Annotated in this window: 19 protein-coding genes; 10 read left to right on the plus strand and 9 right to left on the minus strand. The window is 58.5% G+C overall.

All coding sequences use genetic code 11. The features are described from left to right. Positions 1-74: 74 nt before the first annotated feature. The 3 genes from dgcA to HBH25_RS15915 all read right to left on the minus strand — a co-directional run bounded on the left by dgcA (position 75) and on the right by HBH25_RS15915 (position 3,738). Positions 75-2,135 carry a dimethylglycine demethylation protein DgcA gene (dgcA, locus tag HBH25_RS15905; protein ID WP_168084920.1) on the minus strand — a complete coding sequence of 687 codons (2,061 nt, stop codon included), beginning with the start codon at positions 2,133-2,135 and terminating at the stop codon, positions 75-77. A gap of 15 nt (positions 2,136-2,150) precedes the next feature. Then, the gene (locus HBH25_RS15910; protein ID WP_168084921.1) at positions 2,151-2,681 is read right to left on the minus strand and encodes a DUF5943 domain-containing protein; all 531 of its coding nucleotides are present in this window, start codon (positions 2,679-2,681) and stop codon (positions 2,151-2,153) included. A 67-nt stretch (positions 2,682-2,748) separates the two neighbouring features. Then, positions 2,749-3,738, minus strand: coding sequence for a dipeptidase (locus HBH25_RS15915; protein ID WP_168084922.1), 990 nt, complete (start codon positions 3,736-3,738; stop codon positions 2,749-2,751). Between the two features lie 244 nt (positions 3,739-3,982). On the opposite strand from HBH25_RS15915, the gene HBH25_RS15920 reads away from it, so the two are divergent. The 3 genes from HBH25_RS15920 (at position 3,983) to HBH25_RS15930 (ending at position 5,884) form a co-directional block, all read left to right on the plus strand. Further along, entirely contained in the window at positions 3,983-4,411 is a 429-nt protein-coding gene (locus tag HBH25_RS15920; protein WP_168084923.1) for a lysozyme inhibitor LprI family protein, read from the plus strand. 109 nt (positions 4,412-4,520) lie between these two features. After that, the gene (locus HBH25_RS15925; protein ID WP_229631942.1) at positions 4,521-5,252 is read left to right on the plus strand and encodes a hypothetical protein; all 732 of its coding nucleotides are present in this window, start codon (positions 4,521-4,523) and stop codon (positions 5,250-5,252) included. A 62-nt stretch (positions 5,253-5,314) separates the two neighbouring features. Continuing rightward, positions 5,315-5,884: a hypothetical protein gene (locus tag HBH25_RS15930; protein WP_168084924.1), complete on the plus strand. Its 570-nt coding sequence runs from the start codon at positions 5,315-5,317 to the stop codon at positions 5,882-5,884. 56 nt (positions 5,885-5,940) lie between these two features. Here the strand turns inward: HBH25_RS15930 and HBH25_RS15935 are convergent, their stop codons facing one another. Further along, entirely contained in the window at positions 5,941-7,617 is a 1,677-nt protein-coding gene (locus HBH25_RS15935; RefSeq protein WP_168084925.1) for a metallopeptidase, read from the minus strand. Positions 7,618-7,747: 130 nt separating this feature from the next. Beyond that, on the minus strand, positions 7,748-8,683 hold the full coding sequence (locus HBH25_RS15940) for a GlxA family transcriptional regulator (protein ID WP_168084926.1): 936 nt from the start codon (positions 8,681-8,683) through the stop codon (positions 7,748-7,750). Between the two features lie 163 nt (positions 8,684-8,846). Here HBH25_RS15940 and choX point away from each other — a divergent pair, with 163 nt between their 5' ends. From choX to HBH25_RS15965, 5 genes are all read left to right on the plus strand, one after another. Beyond that, positions 8,847-9,785, plus strand: coding sequence for a choline ABC transporter substrate-binding protein (choX, locus tag HBH25_RS15945; RefSeq protein WP_168084927.1), 939 nt, complete (start codon positions 8,847-8,849; stop codon positions 9,783-9,785). 65 nt (positions 9,786-9,850) lie between these two features. Further along, positions 9,851-10,738 (plus strand): 3-dehydrocarnitine:acetyl-CoA trimethylamine transferase CdhC, encoded by an 888-nt coding sequence (gene cdhC / locus HBH25_RS15950; RefSeq protein ID WP_168084928.1) that lies wholly within the window; start codon positions 9,851-9,853, stop codon positions 10,736-10,738. A gap of 12 nt (positions 10,739-10,750) precedes the next feature. Then, complete coding sequence (locus HBH25_RS15955; RefSeq protein ID WP_168084929.1) at positions 10,751-11,716, plus strand: L-carnitine dehydrogenase; 966 nt, start codon at positions 10,751-10,753, stop codon at positions 11,714-11,716. Then, the gene (locus tag HBH25_RS15960) at positions 11,709-12,221 is read left to right on the plus strand and encodes a thioesterase family protein (protein WP_229631941.1); all 513 of its coding nucleotides are present in this window, start codon (positions 11,709-11,711) and stop codon (positions 12,219-12,221) included. Before HBH25_RS15955 ends, HBH25_RS15960 begins: the two co-directional genes overlap by 8 nt. 107 nt (positions 12,222-12,328) lie before the next feature. Beyond that, positions 12,329-12,583 carry a hypothetical protein gene (locus HBH25_RS15965; RefSeq protein ID WP_168084930.1) on the plus strand — a complete coding sequence of 85 codons (255 nt, stop codon included), beginning with the start codon at positions 12,329-12,331 and terminating at the stop codon, positions 12,581-12,583. Between the two features lie 16 nt (positions 12,584-12,599). On the opposite strand, the gene gbdR is transcribed toward HBH25_RS15965, so the two are convergent. The 4 genes from gbdR to HBH25_RS15985 form a co-directional block, all read right to left on the minus strand. Beyond that, positions 12,600-13,703, minus strand: coding sequence for a choline metabolism transcriptional regulator GbdR (gene gbdR, locus HBH25_RS15970; protein WP_168084931.1), 1,104 nt, complete (start codon positions 13,701-13,703; stop codon positions 12,600-12,602). A gap of 455 nt (positions 13,704-14,158) precedes the next feature. Continuing rightward, positions 14,159-16,147, minus strand: coding sequence for a hypothetical protein (locus HBH25_RS15975; protein WP_168084932.1), 1,989 nt, complete (start codon positions 16,145-16,147; stop codon positions 14,159-14,161). Between the two features lie 140 nt (positions 16,148-16,287). Beyond that, positions 16,288-16,773: a CesT family type III secretion system chaperone gene (locus tag HBH25_RS15980; protein WP_168084933.1), complete on the minus strand. Its 486-nt coding sequence runs from the start codon at positions 16,771-16,773 to the stop codon at positions 16,288-16,290. A 205-nt stretch (positions 16,774-16,978) separates the two neighbouring features. Then, positions 16,979-18,355 (minus strand): L-serine ammonia-lyase, encoded by a 1,377-nt coding sequence (locus tag HBH25_RS15985; protein ID WP_168084934.1) that lies wholly within the window; start codon positions 18,353-18,355, stop codon positions 16,979-16,981. 182 nt (positions 18,356-18,537) lie between these two features. Between HBH25_RS15985 and HBH25_RS15990 the strand changes: the two genes are divergently transcribed. Together HBH25_RS15990 and HBH25_RS15995 are read left to right on the plus strand one after the other, a co-directional pair. Continuing rightward, positions 18,538-18,696, plus strand: a complete 159-nt coding sequence (locus HBH25_RS15990; protein ID WP_168084935.1) for a hypothetical protein — start codon at positions 18,538-18,540, stop codon at positions 18,694-18,696. Positions 18,697-18,735: 39 nt separating this feature from the next. Next, positions 18,736-19,683, plus strand: coding sequence for a choline ABC transporter substrate-binding protein (locus HBH25_RS15995; protein ID WP_168084936.1), 948 nt, complete (start codon positions 18,736-18,738; stop codon positions 19,681-19,683). The last annotated feature ends 46 nt before the right edge of the window (positions 19,684-19,729 follow it).

Genomic DNA, 19,729 nt, shown 5'->3' on the forward strand with positions numbered 1-19,729 from the left:
TTTTTGGCGGGCCCCCCCCGCCCCCTCCGGGGGCCCGCGCGGTCCGCCCCCCCCCCACGCTCCTACAGTTGGCGCTAGAAATCCTTGCACAGGCGCAGGGCGTCGTAGATCGCAGCGTGTATGTTGCGTTGGGCCACGCAATCGCCGATCCGGTAGAGCAGGTAGCCGTCGCCCGGCTGGCTCAAGGCGGGTTGTGGCTCGATGGCGAACAGCGCTTCGATATCCACCTGGCCCTTGTTGCGCGAGCCCTCTTTGAGGCCGTAGTACAGCGCCTCATCGGGCCGTACGCCGTTCTCGATCACCACTTGGTCCACCACCCGCTCTTCCTTGGCGCCGGTGTATTCGTTTTCCAGCAGCGCTACCAGCTTGTCGCCCTCGCGGTAGACCTTCTCCAGCATCAGGTCGCCCGTCATGATCACTTCTTTGGGGTACAGGCTGCGGTAGTACGTGGGGAAAGTAGTGCCGCCCATGGCCACGCCAGGCTTGATGTCGTCTGTCACAATTTCCACCTGGCTGCCTTTGTCGGCCAGGAAATCGGCCGCCGACATACCGGTGAATTCGCAGATGGTGTCGTACACCAGCACGTTTTTGCCAGGCGCTACCTTACCGTCCAGCACATCCCAGCTGCTGACCACCAGGCCTTCGTCAGCGCCCCAATGCTCGTTCTGCTCCACAAAAGGGTGCCCGCCGTTTGCCAGTACGATCACATCCGGGCGAAGGTCCATAATGGTGTCGATGTCTGCGGCTGTACCCAAGCGAAGGTCAACGTTCAGGCGCGCCAGTTCAAGCTGGAACCAGCGAGTGATGCCGGCGATCTGGTCCCGCTGCGGGGCTTTTGCAGCAATACTGATCTGGCCTCCGATCTGCTCCTTCTTTTCGAACAGGGTCACGTCATGGCCACGCTCTGCCGACACGCGTGCCGCTTCCATGCCCGCGGGGCCTGCACCAACGATCACCACTTTGCGTTTTACGCCGGTGGTTTTTTCGATGATATGCGGTACGCCCATGTACTCACGAGACGTGGCCGCGTTCTGAATGCACAGTACATCCAGGCCTTGGTACTGGCGGTCGATGCAATAGTTGGCGCCTACGCACTGCTTGATCTGGTCCACTTGGCCCATCTTGATCTTGGCGATCAGGTGCGGGTCGGCAATGTGGGCGCGGGTCATGCCCACCATGTCCACATAGCCGCCTTCCAGAATACGCGTGGCCTGGTTAGGGTCCTTGATATTCTGGGCATGCAGCACCGGAACCTTCACCACCTCCTTGATGCCGGCGGCCAGGTGCAGGAACGGCTCCGGCGGGTAGCTCATGTTAGGGATCACGTTGGCCAGGGTGTTATGGGTGTCACACCCGGAGCCCACCACGCCGAAGAAGTCCAGCAGCCCTGTGGCATCGTAGTAGGCCGCGATCTGCTTCATGTCCTCATGGCTAAGCCCATCAGGGTGGAATTCATCGCCACAGATGCGCAGGCCTACGCAGAAATCATCACCCACCTCAGCGCGTACGGCCTTGATCACCTCCAAGCCAAAACGCATGCGGTTCTCGAAGCTGCCACCCCATTCATCGGTACGCTTGTTGACCCGCGGGCTCCAGAACTGGTCGATCATGTGCTGGTGCACGGCGGAAAGCTCCACGCCATCGAGCCCCCCTTCCTTGGCACGGCGCGCAGCTTGGGCATAGTTGCCGATCACCCGCTGGATCTCTTCGGGTTCGATGGTTTTGCAGGTGGCGCGGTGTACGGGTTCACGGATGCCTGAAGGCGACATCAGGGTAGGCCAATGGTCGCCGTCCCACCGAGAGCGGCGGCCCATGTGGGTAATCTGGATCATGATCCTGGCACCATGCTTGTGCATGGCATCGGCCAGGTTCTGGAAATGCGGGATGATCTTGTCGGTGGCCAGGTTGACCGACTTCCACCAGCCTTGGGGGCTGTCGATGGCCACGCTGGAAGACCCACCGCAAATGGCCAAGCCGATGCCGCCCTTGGCTTTCTCTTCGTAATACTTCACGTAACGGTCCGTGGTCATGCCGCCGTCGGTGGCATACACCTCGGCATGCGCCGTGCTGAGCACGCGGTTGCGGATCGTCAGCTTGCCGATCTGAATCGGCTGGAACATCGCTTCGAAAGCCATCAGGGTGTCCTCGACTTACAACGGCTTGACGGTGAACAGGCCATCTTCGTGGCCCTCTTCCGAACCGCTGTACACCTGCTCGGCGACGGTACGGAGGGTGCTGCCACGGGCAGCGAGAATCTGGTCCATGGCGCCGGCGAACCAGCCAGTGAACATGTAGTCCACCTTGCGGCCGACCTTGCCGTACACGTACACGAAGGCAGAGTGCTCCAGCTTCACGCTGGCGGTGCCCTGCTCCAAGTCAATGTCCTGGATCTTGAACAGCCCCCAGCCACGCTGGCTCAGCCGCTTCATGTAGTGCTCGAATACCGCCACGCCTTCCAGGCCATGGCACTCGGCTTCTTTCTCACACCAGTGCCAGGCAGATTTGTAACCTGCTTTGTAAAGAATCTCTGCATACGCATCGGCCCCTAGCACCTCTTCGATACCCATATGGTTGTTCACAAAAAAATGCCGCGGCACGTACAGCATCGGCAGGGCGTCTGAGGTCCAGACACCGGTTTCGCTGTCGACTTCAATCGGCAATTCGGGGGCGTGTTTGGCCATGGATCTCAACTCCAGAAAATTCGTATTCGGTTGTTTCAGGGCTATGCCCCGTGAATAACGCCAGTGGTTATTCGAGCCAGACGTCGGCCAGTACGCGCACCCAGTTGTCGCCCATGATCTTGCGCACCACCCGCTCCGAATGCCCGCGTTTGAGTAGGGTTTCGGTCAGGTTAGGGAATTCGCCCACGGTGCGGATGCCCAGGGGGTTGATGATTTTTCCGAAATTGGTGAGGCGGCGGGCATAGCCCTTGTCGTGGGTCAGGTATTCGAAAAAGTCCTGGCCGTGCCCTTGGGTGAAGTCTGTTCCGATGCCGATGGCATCTTCTCCCACGATATTCATCACGTATTCGATGGCTTCGGCATAGTCATCGATGGTCGAATCGATGCCCTTGGCCAGGAAAGGCGCGAACATGGTTACCCCTACAAAGCCACCATGGTCGGCAATGAACTTGAGTTCGGCATCAGACTTGTTGCGGGGGTGCTCTTTGAGGCCCGAGGGCAGGCAGTGAGAGTACGTGACCGGCTTTTTCGACTCCAGGATCACTTCTTCAGAAGTTTTCGAGCCCACGTGGGAAAGGTCACACATGATGCCCACACGGTTCATTTCGGCCACCACCTCGCGGCCAAAGCCGGACAACCCACCGTCACGCTCATAGCAGCCGGTGCCCACCAGGTTCTGGGTGTTGTAGCACAGCTGCACGATGCCAACGCCCAATTGCTTGAAGATGTCTACATAGGCCAATTGGTCTTCGAAGGCATGGGCGTTCTGGAAACCGAACAGAATGCCGGTCTTGCCCTGTTCCTTGGCACGGCGAATGTCGGCTGTGGTCCGCACAGGCATCACCAGGTCGCTGTTCTCGCGAATCAGCTTCTGGCTGGCGGCGATGCTGTCTACGGTGGCCCTGAACCCTTCCCACACTGAAACGGTACAGTTCGCTGCAGTAAGGCCGCCCTTGCGCATGTCCTCGAACAGCTCACGGTTCCACTTGGCAATGATCAGCCCATCTATGACGATGCTGTCGGCGTGTAATTCGGCTGGGCTCGAAGCTGGGCTCATCAGGCGGTCCCTTCAGGTAGCGTTACGCCGAATCGTTTGCCGGCGCTTTGGAGGCCAGCATATGCCCCCCTGACATGGCGCCCGGATGCAAAAACGACCGATCAAATGCCAAAAGCGTCAAGGGCACGTAGCGCTGCGCAGGCTTGGCCTTCTTCGAAGATGAAACTCCTCCACCTGGCTGTTCATCGGCCCAGCCTTGAGCCAGAATTCATAGACCTTTTGTTGCACCGCCCAGAGGCATGGAATGAAATCTTGGTTATGGATACTGGCGTTTATCGCCATAGGCGCACAGGCTGCCAACGAAGATGGCCCTACGCCATGCGACAGCGTTGAAACCAGCCAGCAAAGCCTGGATTGCTCGGTGTACAACCGTAAAACCGCCGAAAGCGAGCTCAATGATGCCTACAATGGCCTCAATGCCCGTATAAGCGGGCAATATGGCGACCAGCCTGCTGTGCTCAAGGATTACTTGGCAAAGGTCAAAGTTGCCCAAGAGCTATGGCGCAAGCTGCGGGATGCCGATTGCTCTGTAGAGATACTGGAAGCTGACAAGAACGGCAGCGCCAGCCAGACCGCCCTTAATGACTGCATGGCCCAACGCAGTGACGAGCGCAGCGAATACCTGCAGACACTGGGGACCCAAGGCGAGGAAAACGACGCTCCCGACCAGTGATGCGTTAGCAGAGGAAGCATTTGTCGGTTATGAGCAACCCCTGGTTGCTTCCATAGTGCGGGCCGGCCCCAACGGGCCAGCCTTATGTAAGCACTAAGGAATGGAAACCATGACCGAAGCATTCGTAAACCAGCTGTCCCTGCCCAAAACCCCCGTAGAACAAGCCATTGCTGCGCTGAAGAAGGAAGGCGAAGAGCGTGTACTGCTGATCGGCAGCACCGTCTGCATCTTCGCAGACAATGTGCCCGCTAGCATCGCTGAAGATGTGGCAGCCAGCATGCGCCTGATTGGCCTGTCCTCTGAAAAAGCCTTCAACAAAGAAACCCAGCAGCGCGAGTGGTACAACTACTACACCAACGGGCTGGCCAAACTGGGCTGGACCATGACCGGCGCGGCCCATGCCGAAGAGGCCATGGACCAGGACAAAGCTACCCTCGCCAGCATCGCGGTCACATTGGTTGCACGTGACTTAGGCCACAAGCACCGCATGGCCCGCTGCCTGGGTCGCAGCTTCAATGCCATTGCCGTTGCACCGGCTGCGAAGAACCTGTTCGAACGCAGCAGCACCAGCGTTTCGGGCAAGTCGAGCACCTTCCAGGCCGTGGATTGCGAGATCAGCCCGCAGGGCATGCCTATCATGCACATGAAGAGCTTCCAGATCGCCTACGACCATGCCGTTAACACAGGCACGGTCACCCGCGAATTTGAAAAGGCCTCCACCCGTGTGTACCGCGCGTCTCAGCAAGGCACCTTCAGCGTACGCCAGTTCAACGCGCTGCGTGATGCGGTGAATCGCAAGCTGGCCTCCCAGGCCGATGACATCCTGGGCCTGGACTTCTGACCGACCAAACCAGCCACCTGCCGCCGCGGCGGCGGGTGGTTGCCCAACCAGAGGTTCAAGCTATGACTGACCCAACCTCTGCAGCTACAGCCCTGTATGAAGACCTGTTAGCCACTGTGCGGCTGTCCTCCTTGTATGCTCGACGTCTGTACGATCCAGAAGCCTCACCCAAGGCATGGCTAGATACGTTTATTCAGCGTTTGCATGCGCTGGGTTGGAGCCAGGTTAATAGGCAGCAAACCCAGCAGGTTTATACGCCTGCCAGTGGCATCTGGTTAGACATCTTCAATGGGAGCACGCCACCCAAGCAGCCGCCGAACACCCGCTTCAAAACCATCGTTCGCCACGTGATTGCCACTCATTCCGATGGCTCAGCCCCCCTGCCCTATAGTGCCAGTGACAGCAACATGGCCACCTACTTGCTGGTTCGGCTGAGCCTGCCTGAAGGCCATGTGCCCAGGCTGCGCGTGATACAACTACGCGGCACCCCTGACCCCAAAGCACCCAAGACCCGGTTACCCATTGAGCGGACCTGCTGGGAAGCGGATTTCGAAGCCGAGCGCTTTGAGGCTCAGCGTTCAGCTGTGGCCACGGAAATGAAAGCCTACGAAATCGATGTCACTAACCTGTAATACACAGGCCACTTGCCCAGCCAACGCTTTGAGCCTTCCACATCGCAAACCGCGCTTTAAAGTGATTGCCACTCCCATTGCTGCTTTGGATCGTCCACCTTGCATCGCACCGTCTGCAATGTGTCAATGCCGTCTTGTGCAGCCAGGCAGTAATTGTTTAAGAGCCAGGTGGTCTGGAGCCTGTAGCGGTTCCCGCTAACCTTTATCTTGGTCCAATTCATCATTTGGGCAGGCAATGCTATGTCAGGGCAGGGTGCCAGAACATTGGACTTCAAGCAGGCGTCTGGCGCGCTATCCTGCTGCGCCTTAAAGTTCTTGATCAAGAAATATGAAGGCCTCTGCTCGCGCTTCCAAAGCCTTGCTTCAAGAGCCCCTCCGGAAAAGCACTCGGCAAACACCACAGTCGAACCCTCTGCTTTAAGGCAAGCCTTCGCTCCCGCCTGCTCGCGCGCAACGTTTGTTATCCGCGTACCGCTCTCTTCGGGGCTGGGATAGAAATTTTCAACTGTTTCCCTGTAGTCATTCAGCTGCCTGGCCATATCATGCCGTTCCGTCCCTAGGGCTAATCCTTGGTAGCTAAGGCGAGGATTGGAAAAATAAGGAATGGCGCCATGGGAAGTGACCATTCTTGTGTGAAATACAGGATCGGTTTCATGTTTATAGCCATGGTTATACCCCGACCCAGGCTCAGGGTGCCATCCATCTGCCCCGCCAAGGTTGTGAGCCAGCTCATGCGCTAGCGAAATAAGACAACTCACGACCGTGTAGCCTGTTTCCTTTTTTGACGAAGCGAAAGCCATGCCGCAGTACTCACTGGCTGTCGAATACATTGAAACGAGGTCTGCCTGGAGTTCATCACGGTGGATGTAAACTGCCCGAGCAAGCGGTGTATCCGGCCCCTTCAAAGCATACAGCTGGTCTTTATAAACCTGTCCTGTTTCGTCATAATCCGCGTCATAGAATCCCGCAAGCTGATAAGTAATAGCAACGTCGCTATTGCGCAGGAATCGATTAGACTCTGCCAATGCATTAATTAGTTCAGCTCTGTAATTGGGAGAGCGCTGCCGACGTTGGTTGGTCGTTACAAACAGCACGCGGATAGTACTGTGTTCTGTACCAGCCTTTTTCTCCGGCTGCCTAACATCGCCAACCATGATGGGCTTGGCCTCGGGTGGCAGCTTTGCCTCGTCTACCTGTACAAGTACATGCCGCCCTTGGCTTAGAGGGTACAACTGATACACTTGCTCACCCACGTGTATATCACCTACCACCTGGTTTCCGTCACGCACCAGAGACGCCCAACCGAATGGATTGAACGTTGCTTGCCCTGGCAAAACCACAGGCTGTTGCGCACCTGAGGGCATGTCTCCGATCCAGTTTGGCAACCCGCCTTCGTTCCCGAATTGGCGCAGGTTAAAGCGAACGGTTTTACCGTCTGGAAGCGGTACAGACAGTACCGACTTATCATGAGAAACCGTCTCGGGTTTTGCGTTGACAAACCATGCATTCATGGTCGCGGGGTTTTCGAGTACCGTTGAAAGAGCAGGCTCCATGCCTTTCGCTCTTTCAGCGGCCGGCGCACGCGTGATCTTGTCGCTGGCCTTCAGCTCAAATACCGATTCGATACTGCCTTCTGCAGCCAACCTTTTCTCTGGCGCGCCGCCAGGAGAAGCGCACCCTGCCAACATGATCAAGATCACACCGAGCCAGCCTGGTTTCCAATAAATGGCCATTATCTTCCATGCCTCTGTATATTTAAGGCTCTATTTGAGCGCAACGCTCAAGCTTGGGTAACTAGCAATATGCTAGCTTTCAGGCTAAGAAGATCGAAAATGCCAGGGGCCTGTGGTGATCAAACCTTTGCTATTGAGCTCGGTCCTGCCGTGGCGACCGCCCAAACCGCCCCTTGTAGCACCGTGCAAAATACGACGGCAGTTCGAAGCCGCAGGCAATACTCACTTCCGTCACGCTCAATGCCGTTTGCCTTAACAGCTGCCGTGCCTTGTCCAGGCGTAACCCCAGGTAGAAATGGCTGGGCGTGCTGTGCATATGAACCTGAAACAACCGCTCCAGCTGGCGGCGTGTGACGCCTATGGAAGCGGCCAGCGCTGAAGTGGTCAACGGCGTTTCGGTGTGCTGTTCCATGGCAGCAATCACATGAAGCAGCTTCTTGTTACGTGTGCCGAACCGTGAGGCCAAGGCCATGCGCTGGTGGTCCTGGCGGGGCCGGATGCGGCCCAGTACAAACTGCTCCGACACCTCCATGGCCAGGTCACTGCCATGGGCCTGGGCGATCAGATCCAGCATCAGGTCGATCGATGCGGTACCGCCGGCGCACGTAATCAACCGATCATCGATCTCGAACAACTCTTGGGTTACGTTCGCTGAAGGCCAGCGCTCCTTGAACGCGCTGATGGCCTCCCAGTGCAACGTTACTCGGGCATCGCCTAGCAGGCCCGCCTCAGCCAAGACGAAGGCACCCGTATCGATGCCGCCTAAGGTTCCGCCGTCCCCAGCTACCTTTCTCAACCAGGTACGCAAGGCGCCTGAGTAGGCTTTCAAGGGTTCGAAACCCGCCACCAGCAACGCACGGGCACCTGGCGGGAGCGCCTCCAGCCCGGCATCTGCGTTAACGGACATGCCATTGCTGGCCAGTACGGCACCGCCGTCAAGGCTTAGTACCCGCCATTGATACAACCCTGGCCTAAACCGGTTAGCGACCCGCAGCGGCTCCAACGCGCTGATAAACCCCAACGCAGAGAAGCCAGGCAGCAACAGGAAGTGGAACATCTCGGGCATGGGTGCGGCTCAAGGGGAATGCGACGGTTAATAGCGCGACGGTCGCCCGAGTGCAAGTCCCGGTCGCCACAGTGCGCTTGCCGCTGCGCCCTCAGGCGTAGGCTCTTGGGCAGGGTGCACAGACACCCCCTACCAATAAAATGCCCTGCCAGAGAACGTCACCATGAAAAGGTTAATCTGCGGCTGTGTGCTGTTGCTTACCGCTACTGCTGTTCCGCTGGTGCAGGCCGCTGATACGGCGGCCTGCAAAAGCGTGCGGCTTGGCGTCGTGAACTGGACCGATGTCATTGCCACCAGCAGCCTGGCCCAGGTACTGCTGGACGGGTTGGGTTATGAAACACGGCAGACCAGCGCTTCCCAGCAAATCATTTTTGCAGGCATTCGGGACCAGCGCCTGGACCTGTTCCTGGGGTATTGGAACCCCCTGATGACCGCCACCATCACGCCCTTTGTGGACCAGAAACAGGTGCGTGTGCTCGACACACCTAGCCTGGCCGATGCCCGTGCAACGCTTGCAGTGCCCAGCTACCTGGCGGACAAAGGGCTGAAGCGCTTTGCGGACATTGCCCGCTTCAAGAAAGAGCTGGGCGGCAAGCTGTACGGCATTGAGCCGGGGTCGGGTGCCAATACCCAGATCAAGCAGATGATTGCCAGCAACCAGTTTGGCCTGGGCGACTTCCAGCTGGTGGAGTCCAGTGAGGCTGGCATGCTGTCAGCCGTTGCCCGTGCCGTGAAACGTAATGAAGCCATTGTGTTCTTCGGCTGGGCGCCCCACCCCATGAACGTCAACCTGAAGATGACCTACCTGACGGGCAGCGAAGGCGCGTTGGGCCCGGACGAAGGGAAAGCCACAGTTTGGACAGTTACAGCGCCGGACTACGCTAGCCGTTGCCCTAATGTGAATCAGCTGCTGAGCAACCTGACGTTTAGCGCGGCAGATGAAAGCCGCATGATGCAACCACTGCTCGACCATAAAGAGCCCTTGGATGCCGCACGCCAGTGGCTCAAGGACCACCCCCAGGATCGCGCACGCTGGCTGGAAGGCGTAACAACCTTCGACGGTAAGCCTGCCGACAGCAAGCTGCGCCTGACCACCCACTGACCCTGCCTGCCCTGCCCTTGCGTTGTGTTTAACGCAAGCGGCAGCGCTCGCCCTGAGGAACTGTCATGAACCATGATGTGATCATTACCTGCGCCCTCACTGGCGCAGGTGACACCACGGCACGCAGCCCCCATGTGCCCGTTACGCCAAAACAGATTGCTGAAGCCGCGGTAGAAGCGGCGAAAGCCGGTGCCACCGTGGTTCATTGCCATGTACGTGACCCGCAGACCGGCCGCTTCAGCCGAGACGTTGCCCTGTACCGTGAGGTAATGGAGCGTATTCGAGAAGCGGATGTGGACATCATCGTCAACCTCACCGCCGGTATGGGAGGCGACCTGGAAATCGGCCCAGGCGAATGCCCTACCGAATTTGGCCCAGGCACCGACCTGGTTGGCCCGCTGACCCGCCTTGCCCATGTTGAAGCACTGCTGCCCGAGATCTGCACCTTGGATTGCGGCACCCTCAACTTTGGAGATGGCAACACGATTTATGTCTCCACGCCCACGCAATTACGTTCCGGCGCCCAACGCATCACTGAGCTGGGAGTGAAAGCCGAACTGGAGATTTTCGACACCGGCCACCTGTGGTTCGCCAAGCAAATGATCGCCGAAGGGTTGTTGCACGACCCATTGTTCCAGTTGTGCCTCGGCATTCCGTGGGGTGCACCTGCTGACACAACCACCATGAAAGCCATGGTCGACAACCTGCCTGGCGGGGCGACCTGGGCAGCGTTCGGCATTGGCCGTATGCAAATGCCCATGGCTGCCCAAGCGGTGTTGCTGGGGGGCAACGTGCGGGTAGGCCTGGAGGACAACCTATGGCTGGAAAAGGGCGTGCTGGCCACCAATGGGCAATTGGTGGAGCGGGTGAGCGAAATCCTCACGCGGCTGGGTGCACGCATTCTTACCCCGGCCCAAGGCCGTGAAAAAATGAACCTGGCCCGCCGTGGTTAACGAGGTAGCGCAATGACTTTTTTGAGCGACGTTAAAACTTTCGCGGCGTTGGGTGGCGGTGTGATTGGTAGCGGCTGGGTCACCCGGGCCTTGGCCCATGGCCTGGATGTAGTGGCCTGGGACCCTGCCCCTAACGCCGAGGCCACTATCCGCCAACGCGTGGCCAATGCCTGGCCTGCGCTGGAAAAGCAGGGCTTGGCACCCGGCGCTTCGCCTGAGCGACTGCGCATGGCGGCCACTATCGAAGCCTGCGTCGCCGACGCGGACTTTATCCAGGAAAGCGCCCCCGAGCGGCTTGAACTCAAACGGGAGCTTCACGAGGCGATCAGCGCAGCGGCACGGCCTGACGTGATCATTGCCTCCAGCACCTCCGGGCTGCTGCCCAGTGAGTTCTACGCCAGTGCGCGCCATCCCGAACGCTGTGTGGTAGGCCACCCCTTCAACCCGGTGTACCTGCTGCCATTGGTGGAAGTGGTCGGCGGCCAGCACACCCGCGTGCAGGCCATCGAAACGGCCAGCGACGTGTATCGCCGCCTGGGCATGCGGCCCCTGCACGTGCGCAAGGAAGTGCCAGGGTTTATTGCCGACCGTTTGCTGGAAGCGTTGTGGCGCGAGGCCCTTCACTTGGTTAACGACGGCGTGGCCACCACAGGTGAAATCGACGACGCCATTCGCTACGGCGCCGGGTTGCGCTGGTCGTTCATGGGTACGTTCCTGACCTATACCCTGGCGGGAGGCCAGGCGGGTATGCGCCACTTCATGCAGCAGTTTGGCCCTGCCTTGCAATTGCCCTGGACGTACCTTCCCGCACCTGCGCTCACGGACAAACTGATCGACGACGTGGTCGACGGTACCGCTGAGCAATTGGGCACTCACAGCATTGCCGCGTTGGAACGCTATCGCGATGATGCACTGCTCGCGGTCATGGCTGCTGTGAAGCACACCCAGCAGGCCCATGGGATAGCCGCTGATGACTGAGCCCTTGATGAGCGAGCCCTTGATAACTGAGCCCTTGATAACCTGGCAAGGCGAGGTGGCCGCCGAATGGACCGACTACAACGGCCACCTGCGTGATGCGTTCTACCTGCTGCTGTTCAGCTATGGCACCGATGGTTTCATGGACCGCATCGGGCTGGACGAGGCCGGCCGCCAGGTCACAGGCTGCTCGCTGTTTACCCTGGAATGCCATCTGAACTTCTTGCATGAGGTCAAGCAGGGTGAAGCCGTTGAGGTGCACACCCGTGTATTGGCCCACGACCACAAGCGCGTGCACCTGTATCACAGCCTGCACCGGCCTGGCGGTGGTGAAGCGTTGGCCGCCAGTGAGCAAATGCTGCTGCATGTGACGCTGGACGGGCCGCGATCCGCACCCTTTGCACAGCACGCCTCAGAAATGCTGAACCACCTGTATCAGCAGCAGGCCGCGTTCGCTCCTCCGCCTTGGGCCGGCCGTGTGATTGCCTTGGCACCCCGCCAGGGCTAAAAAACGACCCGTTCATACCCACCCCTGCCATCTCGGCCCGCGAGGTATTGCGGGCCAGGAGTGGCCTGATCACAATCCAGTAAACGCCCCTCCAAAGGACGCTTCACATGATGCACGCTGACTTGATCGATCAGGACGACCTGCTGGGCAAATTGCGTGCCCTGGGGTTCGAGATGCCTCCAGGGGCCAGCGCAGAGCAGGCCTGCGAATGTGCCGTTCGAGGGCTGGATACGCACCGTGCCAAGGCACTGCGAGGCATGGTGGAGCAGCTGTTGGGCGGCAGTGCAACGTTGCTGCCCGCCGTGCGGCAGGCCATCGATCGTAACTTGTTACCAGCCTTGGCGCAGTTCGGGCGGCAGTAAGCCGCCCACGCGTGGCCTACACCCTTACGCTGGCGAAGGTGGACTCGTTGCGCGCCTGGCTCAACGCTGCCAACGGCCCTGAAAGCGGCGGCAGTACCATGCCTTGCGGAATCGGCAGCAAGGTCACCTGCTGTGTGGTGTTGGACCCTGCACGCTCGTCGCGGGGCGGAATGCCGAAGTATTCGCGATAGCACTTGGAAAAGTGGGGTGTGGACACAAAGCCGCACACGGACGCGACCTCAATGATCGACATAGGGGTTTGCTTGAGCAACTGGCGCGCCCGCACCAGGCGTAACTTCAGGTAGTAGCGTGAAGGCGAACAGTGCAGGTACTTCTGGAACAGCCGCTCCAGTTGCCGGCGTGAAACGGCCACGTAAACGGCCAACTCATCCAAGTCAATCGGTTCTTCCAGGTTGGCCTCCATCAGCGCCACGATTTCCTGCAACTTGGGCTGGTTGGTGCCTAGCATGTGCTTGAGCGGTACACGTTGGTGGTCCTGCTCGTTGCGAATCCGCTCGTACACGAACATTTCCGAGATAGCCGCAGACAGTTCACGGCCATGATCGCGGCTGATCAGGTGCAGCATCATGTCCATAGGGGCAGTGCCGCCGGAGCTGGTGAAACGGTTACGGTCCAGGGTAAACAGCCGCGTGCTCATGGTGGCGCGGGGAAAGGCCTCTTGCATGGCCGCCAGGCATTCCCAGTGCACGCTGCAGTCGAAGCCATCCAGCAAACCAGCACAGGCCAGGGCCCAGCTACCCGTACACACCGCCCCTAGGCGGCGCGACTGACGGGCCTGGCTCTGCAACCAGGTCACGTGCTCACGGGTCACCGTACGCTGTATGCCCACACCACCGCACACGATCACGCTGTCCAAGGCAGTGGCCTGGTACATGCCAGCATCGGGGGTGATTTGCAGGCCGTCGCTGGCCCATACCTGGCCACCGTCGGCGGTGAGGGTGGTCCAACGGTACAGCTCGCGGCCAGACAACTGGTTGGCCATGCGAAGGGGCTCGACCGCCGAGGCGAGGGAAATCAGCGTGAAGTTATCCAGCAGCAAAAAACCGATGGATTGAGGCGCACGGGTCTGGGGTTGAGCCCCGGAGTTGAACGACGTCATCGCAGTATCTCCTCTGATTCGTAGGTGGCCCCAGGCTGAGGGCTCTTTTTCTACTATTCACTGGAGCAATTGCCGTGCCGAACCTTGAATGCGCATTCAATAAAACCTGAAAACGACGTCGCAAACGGTCTGGTATCGGTTGGCCATGCCTTGCAATGGCAGGGTTGGGTGAGGCGTACAGCGCAGGGCGTGGGGAGTTTGGTAGCAATTCGTAAAGGCAGGGTGCGGTTGGCCACACGAGATTGAGCACAGGTGACCACCGCGTAACAATGGGCTAAAAAGCAGCACTGCGTCATTACGTGAGCAAAAAAAGCGCAGGTTGGTGATTGAACACCGACCCTAAGGGTTTCAATTGCTCAATATTTGTCACTGACAGCTCTAGGACCGTACAGCTGGCTGTCTTTGGGCGCCGATATAACGGCAACCCAAAGACAAACCATTCATCGCCTGCCTGATTAGCTCGGCCGGCCCATTTGACCCATTTCTATTTGGCTTTCCTGGCTCGTGCTTGGAGTACCACGCATCATAGTTGCGAAGCTTTTTGCCGTTGCAGAAGGATGCAGCACGCTTTGAACCAAGGCAGCACTAGCCACAGTTGTTGCCTGCGAAGGTGCTTGCAATACGCCACGGCCTCGGTGGATTAAATTCTCAAACTTGCGCGACTTGGTGTCCTTAGGAGTAGTGTGTGGCAAGGTTTCACGGTCAGGCGCCAACAAATTGTTGCCCACATTGCCCATCCGACCAGTGCCTCCTTTCTTAGCCTCGATCTTGTTCTGCATCGCTGCGAAAAAAGACGACAACGTCAAGGCGGGGCCGAAACTGGATGCAAACACTTTTGAAGCAATGTGTGCAGGCTTGTCCAAATCCAGGTCTTTCACATAGTCAGACACCGCTGTTGAAATCGTGACACCTTGGATTGCCCCGTACATCTTGCTCAGAAAGGCTTCTTGTACGTCTGGGCTTCTAAGGTCGATTGCCTTGAAGCCGTCCTTAGTCACTTTCCCTAACCTGTCCAAAAGGGCTTTGTCGACCCCGACCGGAACATGAGTCCGCACCTCTCGGCCTTGGTCATCCTTGACAGTAGTTGTCAGCTGATTCCATGTCTGCAAGCTCGCTGAAACAGCCCCCCCCGTTGCCGAGGCCAAGACAAGCGCCGGAATGGTTTTCGCTGGCACCACACCTGCATCCACAAGCCCTTCCAATATGCCCTGTGCCAAACCGAAGCCGCTGAAGAACTCCAGCTCACCTTTCATGGTGCCAAACTTGTGATTATTTTGCGCTTCGGCGAAGCGTGTTTTGAACTCGTTGTAAGCTTTTTTTGCAGCCGCCATTTCCGCAGGGCTTCGTTTATGGCTAACACCATCGACCGTGTATTGCTCGGTGGGCTGACTGGAAACCTCAGAAAATTTGACTGGCCGCACTTCCCTGCCTGTCAGCGATACAAGCAGTTCATTGACCCAAGGGCGAACGGTATTGTTAATCAACTCATGGGATGCGCCGAGACCTGCCCCTGCCCCAGTCACCCGAGCGCCAAAATTGGCATTGCGCAACGCCCATTCGATCGCTGCACGCACCGCACCGAAATGCCCTGCAGACGCCACAAGTTGCTGAAACAGTTTGGGTAGGAGCGCGCGAATTTTATTGAAGAAGCTAGATTGTTCTTCAAATTTCGCCAGCACTGTGGGTAATTTGGCATTGTGGACGGCAGCGGCCAATTCCTCAGGTGGCTTATAGTCCTTCTTGACCTGCTTCATTAGCTGACTCGCGGCCTTCCAGCTTTCACTACTTTTCTGAAGCTGCCTATGCTCCTCAACGGTCTGGGAGTTAGCTTTGCCAGGCCCAGCGTTTTCGATTTCTTTCTTGGCCTTGTCTGCCTGCTCTTGAAGCTGATCTGCACGCTCACTACAGCTGTTGATGCTATCTGTAAGCATACGATCTGTCTGCGTACCTACACGGATAGCATAATCTACGAACGCGTCGCGGCTACGTTCAATATTGGCTTTTTGCGCAGCAGGTAAATCAGGCGTTTTCAAGACTTCTTCGTAACGTGCATGGGCAACCTGCAGGTGCTCGGCCAAAGCATTGGAGTGGTTGTTGAGCGCAGCAGATAACTGCTTGGTATCCACCACTCCACTTTCATGCTGAGCGAGAGGTACCAATGCTTCGCCAATTGCAACGCTTGCACTTTCTAGCGGTGCACTCTCATGGGCTAGGGCGGCCTTTAGGTCCTCGTGCAAACTGCCTACGATGTCCTCATAGGCCGTGGTCGGTAACGCTTTGAGCAGCTCTCCTTGCAAAGTCAACTGTTCGGTCTGCAGGGCCAACAGGTTGCTTGGGTTCTGCTGGAGCTTCTGCGCCAATGCACCTGCGCTGGCTCTCAACTCACCGCCTGCCTTAGGTGGGCCGGCTTGCTCAAACAACTCAAGCGCGTTGCTGGTGGGCATATGGCCTCCAACGCTTTCGCTTGAAGGGTGTGCTGCAATTGCGGGCTGACGGGAGCTACTGGCCGCCTCAGTGATTTGCTGGGTAGAGCGTATGGGTGATGTACTGCCTGCGCCTTGAACGGGCATGGGGGTTCCTCCAATCAACGAAAGACGGGAGCGCCCAGAGAGCGCGTCAAGGTAGTAGAGGCACGTCTTGCCGAAGCCGCAGGTGCAGTGTTTTTGTCATTACTCAGGAAAAAATCAGCGCGCCAAGCCTTGGCCATGTCGGCGAACTGGCTTAGCAGGAACAATATGATAGAGGCGTCGACCACCAAGGGCAGCTTGCAGGACAGCACCACCCGCTGGGTTTGGTCACTGAATGACAGTACGGGTGCGGAGGGACCTTCGAACGCGTAAAAGTTGGTTTCCAACAGACGCAAAAGCACCGCTTCGCGCCCTCGGGTAGGCAGCGCACCGAAATCACAATGCACTACGACGGTGCCGTGCTCACCTTCTTCCAAGTGGCGCAGCGTAAAGTTGACCTCACGAATCGTAAGATTGGTACGTTCATACAGCGCGGCAGGGTTAGGAATAAGTGTTTGTTCGCAAATCTGGTCGACCAACAGTCGATAGGTTTCTAGTGCCATGGGATGGGACTCGGGGATTGAGACGGGACGCTAGGGCGTCTTTTATTGTGTAAACAGCTACGTGATGCAGAATCAGTGGCAAAGCCTTGGATCAGGTTCCAACCGTTCATCCTGGCACACTGATATCGCTGGGGGGCTGTGGCAGCCTCCAGCCACTGCCCATCACATCACTAGCGGCTCAACCACGCGCCTTTGCGCCCAGGCCTCAACACTCGATAGCACTCACCGCCAACCCGCCCCGCGAGGTCTCTTTGTACTTGTCGTGCATGTCTGCACCCGTATCCCGCATGGTGCGGATCACCCGGTCCAGGGAAATGAAGTGGCTGCCATCGCCCCGAAGCGCCATTTGCGCTGCGTTGATGGCCTTTACTGCGGCAATGGCATTGCGCTCGATGCAGGGCACCTGTACCAGCCCGCCTACGGGGTCGCAGGTGAGGCCCAGGTTGTGCTCCAGGCCGATTTCTGCGGCGTTTTCCAGCTGGGCAGGGGTGGCCCCCAGAATCTCCGCCAGCCCTGCGGCGGCCATGGCACAGGCAGAGCCTACCTCCCCCTGGCAGCCCACCTCAGCCCCAGAGATAGACGCATTTTTTTTGCACAGAATGCCCACTGCCGCTGCGGCCAGTAGGTAGTTCACCACATCGTCGTCGCTGGGCTGTTCGCTGAACTTCATGTAGTAGTGCAATACCGCCGGAATGATTCCCGCCGCGCCATTGGTGGGTGCAGTGACCATACGCCCGCCTGCGGCGTTTTCTTCGTTTACAGCCAAGGCAAACAGGTTTACCCACTCCATGGCGGTAAGGGTAGAGCCGATCACGTTGGGTTTGCCCAGCTCTTGAAGGCTGCGGTGAAGGCGTGCCGCACGGCGGCGAACGTTCAAGCCGCCTGGCAGTATGCCCTCCTCCGCCAGCCCTTGATGCACGCACGCTTGCATGGCAGCCCAGATAGTCAGCAGCCCCGTACGGATGTCGGTTTCACTGCGCCACACCTTCTCGTTTTCCAGCATCAGGGCCGATACCCGCAACCCGTGCCGCTCACACAGTTCAAGCAGTTGCGCTGCCGTGTTGAAATCGTAGGGCAATTCGGTGGTGTCGTTATCCAGCCGCCCGGAAGCCGCCTGGGCCGCATCTACCACAAAGCCCCCGCCTACGGAGTAATAGGTTTCTTCGAGCAGTACCTGACCCGCGCCGTGTGCCACCAGCGTCATAGCATTGGGGTGATAGGGCAGGTTCTCCTCCAGCAATTGCATGTCCCGCGCCCAGTCGAATCGCACCGGAAACTGGCCGTTGAGCAACAACTCGCCCGTCTGCTTAAGCGCTGCCACCACGGGCAGGATGGTGTGTGGGGCAACCGTGTCTGGCCAGGCGCCCGTCAACCCCATGATCACAGCGTTGTCGCTGCCATGGCCAATGCCTGTGGCCGATAAAGACCCATACAACCGGACCTCGATGCGTTTCACCTGCGCCTGCACCTGCTGTGCTGCCAACTGTTGAGCAAACAGGGCGGCAGCCCGCATGGGGCCGACGGTATGCGAGCTGGAAGGCCCGATGCCGATCTTGAACAGGTCGAACACGCTGATTGCCATGGCAGGCAGACCTCCTGAATGCAGATAGGTGAGTAGGTTGAGCGGCTGCATTGGCCTGCATCATGGGCTTTTCTCCAAGCCTGGCACGTCTGCAACCGACTTGGCCTTGCTCGCCAACGCCTTCCCCACGGTGTCGTTTTCATTGAAAACGCAACGCCAAAACGCCTTGCCCCGCAGGGCAAATGCCAGATACGACCTCACTGGTACTGGATACGACCCTCCCTGTACTGGATGCGACTCACCCAGTAGGCGTTTGCCCGGCGCTGTTGGATGATCGTTTGGACGGAGCCGTGGCCGCCTCGTTTGCCGCCTCGGCAATCGCCGGCTTGCAGCCCCCATGAACGGCTTGCGCCCCCTAGACAACACAAGGAGTTCACCCGATGAGAGCTGCACCATCGCTACTGCTGGCCGCCGCGTTGTGTTTACCGCTGGCCGCCCAGGCCGCGGACCCGGCGCAATGCAGCACCGTGAACTTCTCCGACGTGGGCTGGACTGACATCACCGTGACCACAGCGGTTACCAGCGCAGTACTCCAGGCGCTGGGCTACACCACCAAGACCACCATGATTTCGGTACCGGTGACGTACAAGTCGCTGGCCGACGGCAAGAACATGGACGTGTTCCTGGGCAACTGGATGCCCACCATGGAAAACGACATCAAGGCCTACCGCGAAGCAGGGACGGTGGAAACCCTGCGGGCTAACCTGGAAAACGCCAAGTACACCCTGGCCGTACCTCAGGAGCTGTGGGAGGCGGGCCTGAAAGATTTCGCTGACCTGCCCAAGTTCAAGGACAAACTGGACGGCAAAATCTACGGTATCGAGCCGGGCAACGACGGCAACCGGCTGATCCAGTCCATGATCGATAAAAACGCATTCGGCCTCAAAGACGCCGGCTTCAAGGTGGTGGAGTCCAGCGAAGCGGGCATGCTGGCTCAAGTAGACCGGGCTCAGAAGCGCCACACCGGTATCGTGTTCCTGGGTTGGGAGCCCCACCCCATGAACACCCGCTTCAATATCAAATACCTGACCGGTGGGGATGATTTCTTCGGCCCCAACTTCGGGCAAGCCACCATCTATACCAATACCCGCAAAGGCTACGCTCAAGCCTGCCCCAACGTTGGGCAGTTGCTGAAGAACCTGTCGTTCACACTGCCCATGGAAAGCACGCTAATGGGCAACATACTGGACGACAAGATGAAGCCGGACGCTGCCGCAAAGGCCTGGCTCAAAAAGAACCCACAGGTGCTGGACACCTGGCTGGCTGGCGTGACCACGCTCGATGGCAAGCCAGGGCTTGAGGCCGTGAAGGCCAAACTTACGCAGTAACTGCTGAACCCCCGGCAGCCAGCCTGCCGGGAACCGCTCCCCTTGC

It is taken from the genome of Pseudomonas quercus (assembly GCF_012033695.1).
In the GTDB taxonomy this organism is placed as follows: Bacteria; Pseudomonadota; Gammaproteobacteria; order Pseudomonadales; family Pseudomonadaceae; genus Aquipseudomonas; species Aquipseudomonas quercus.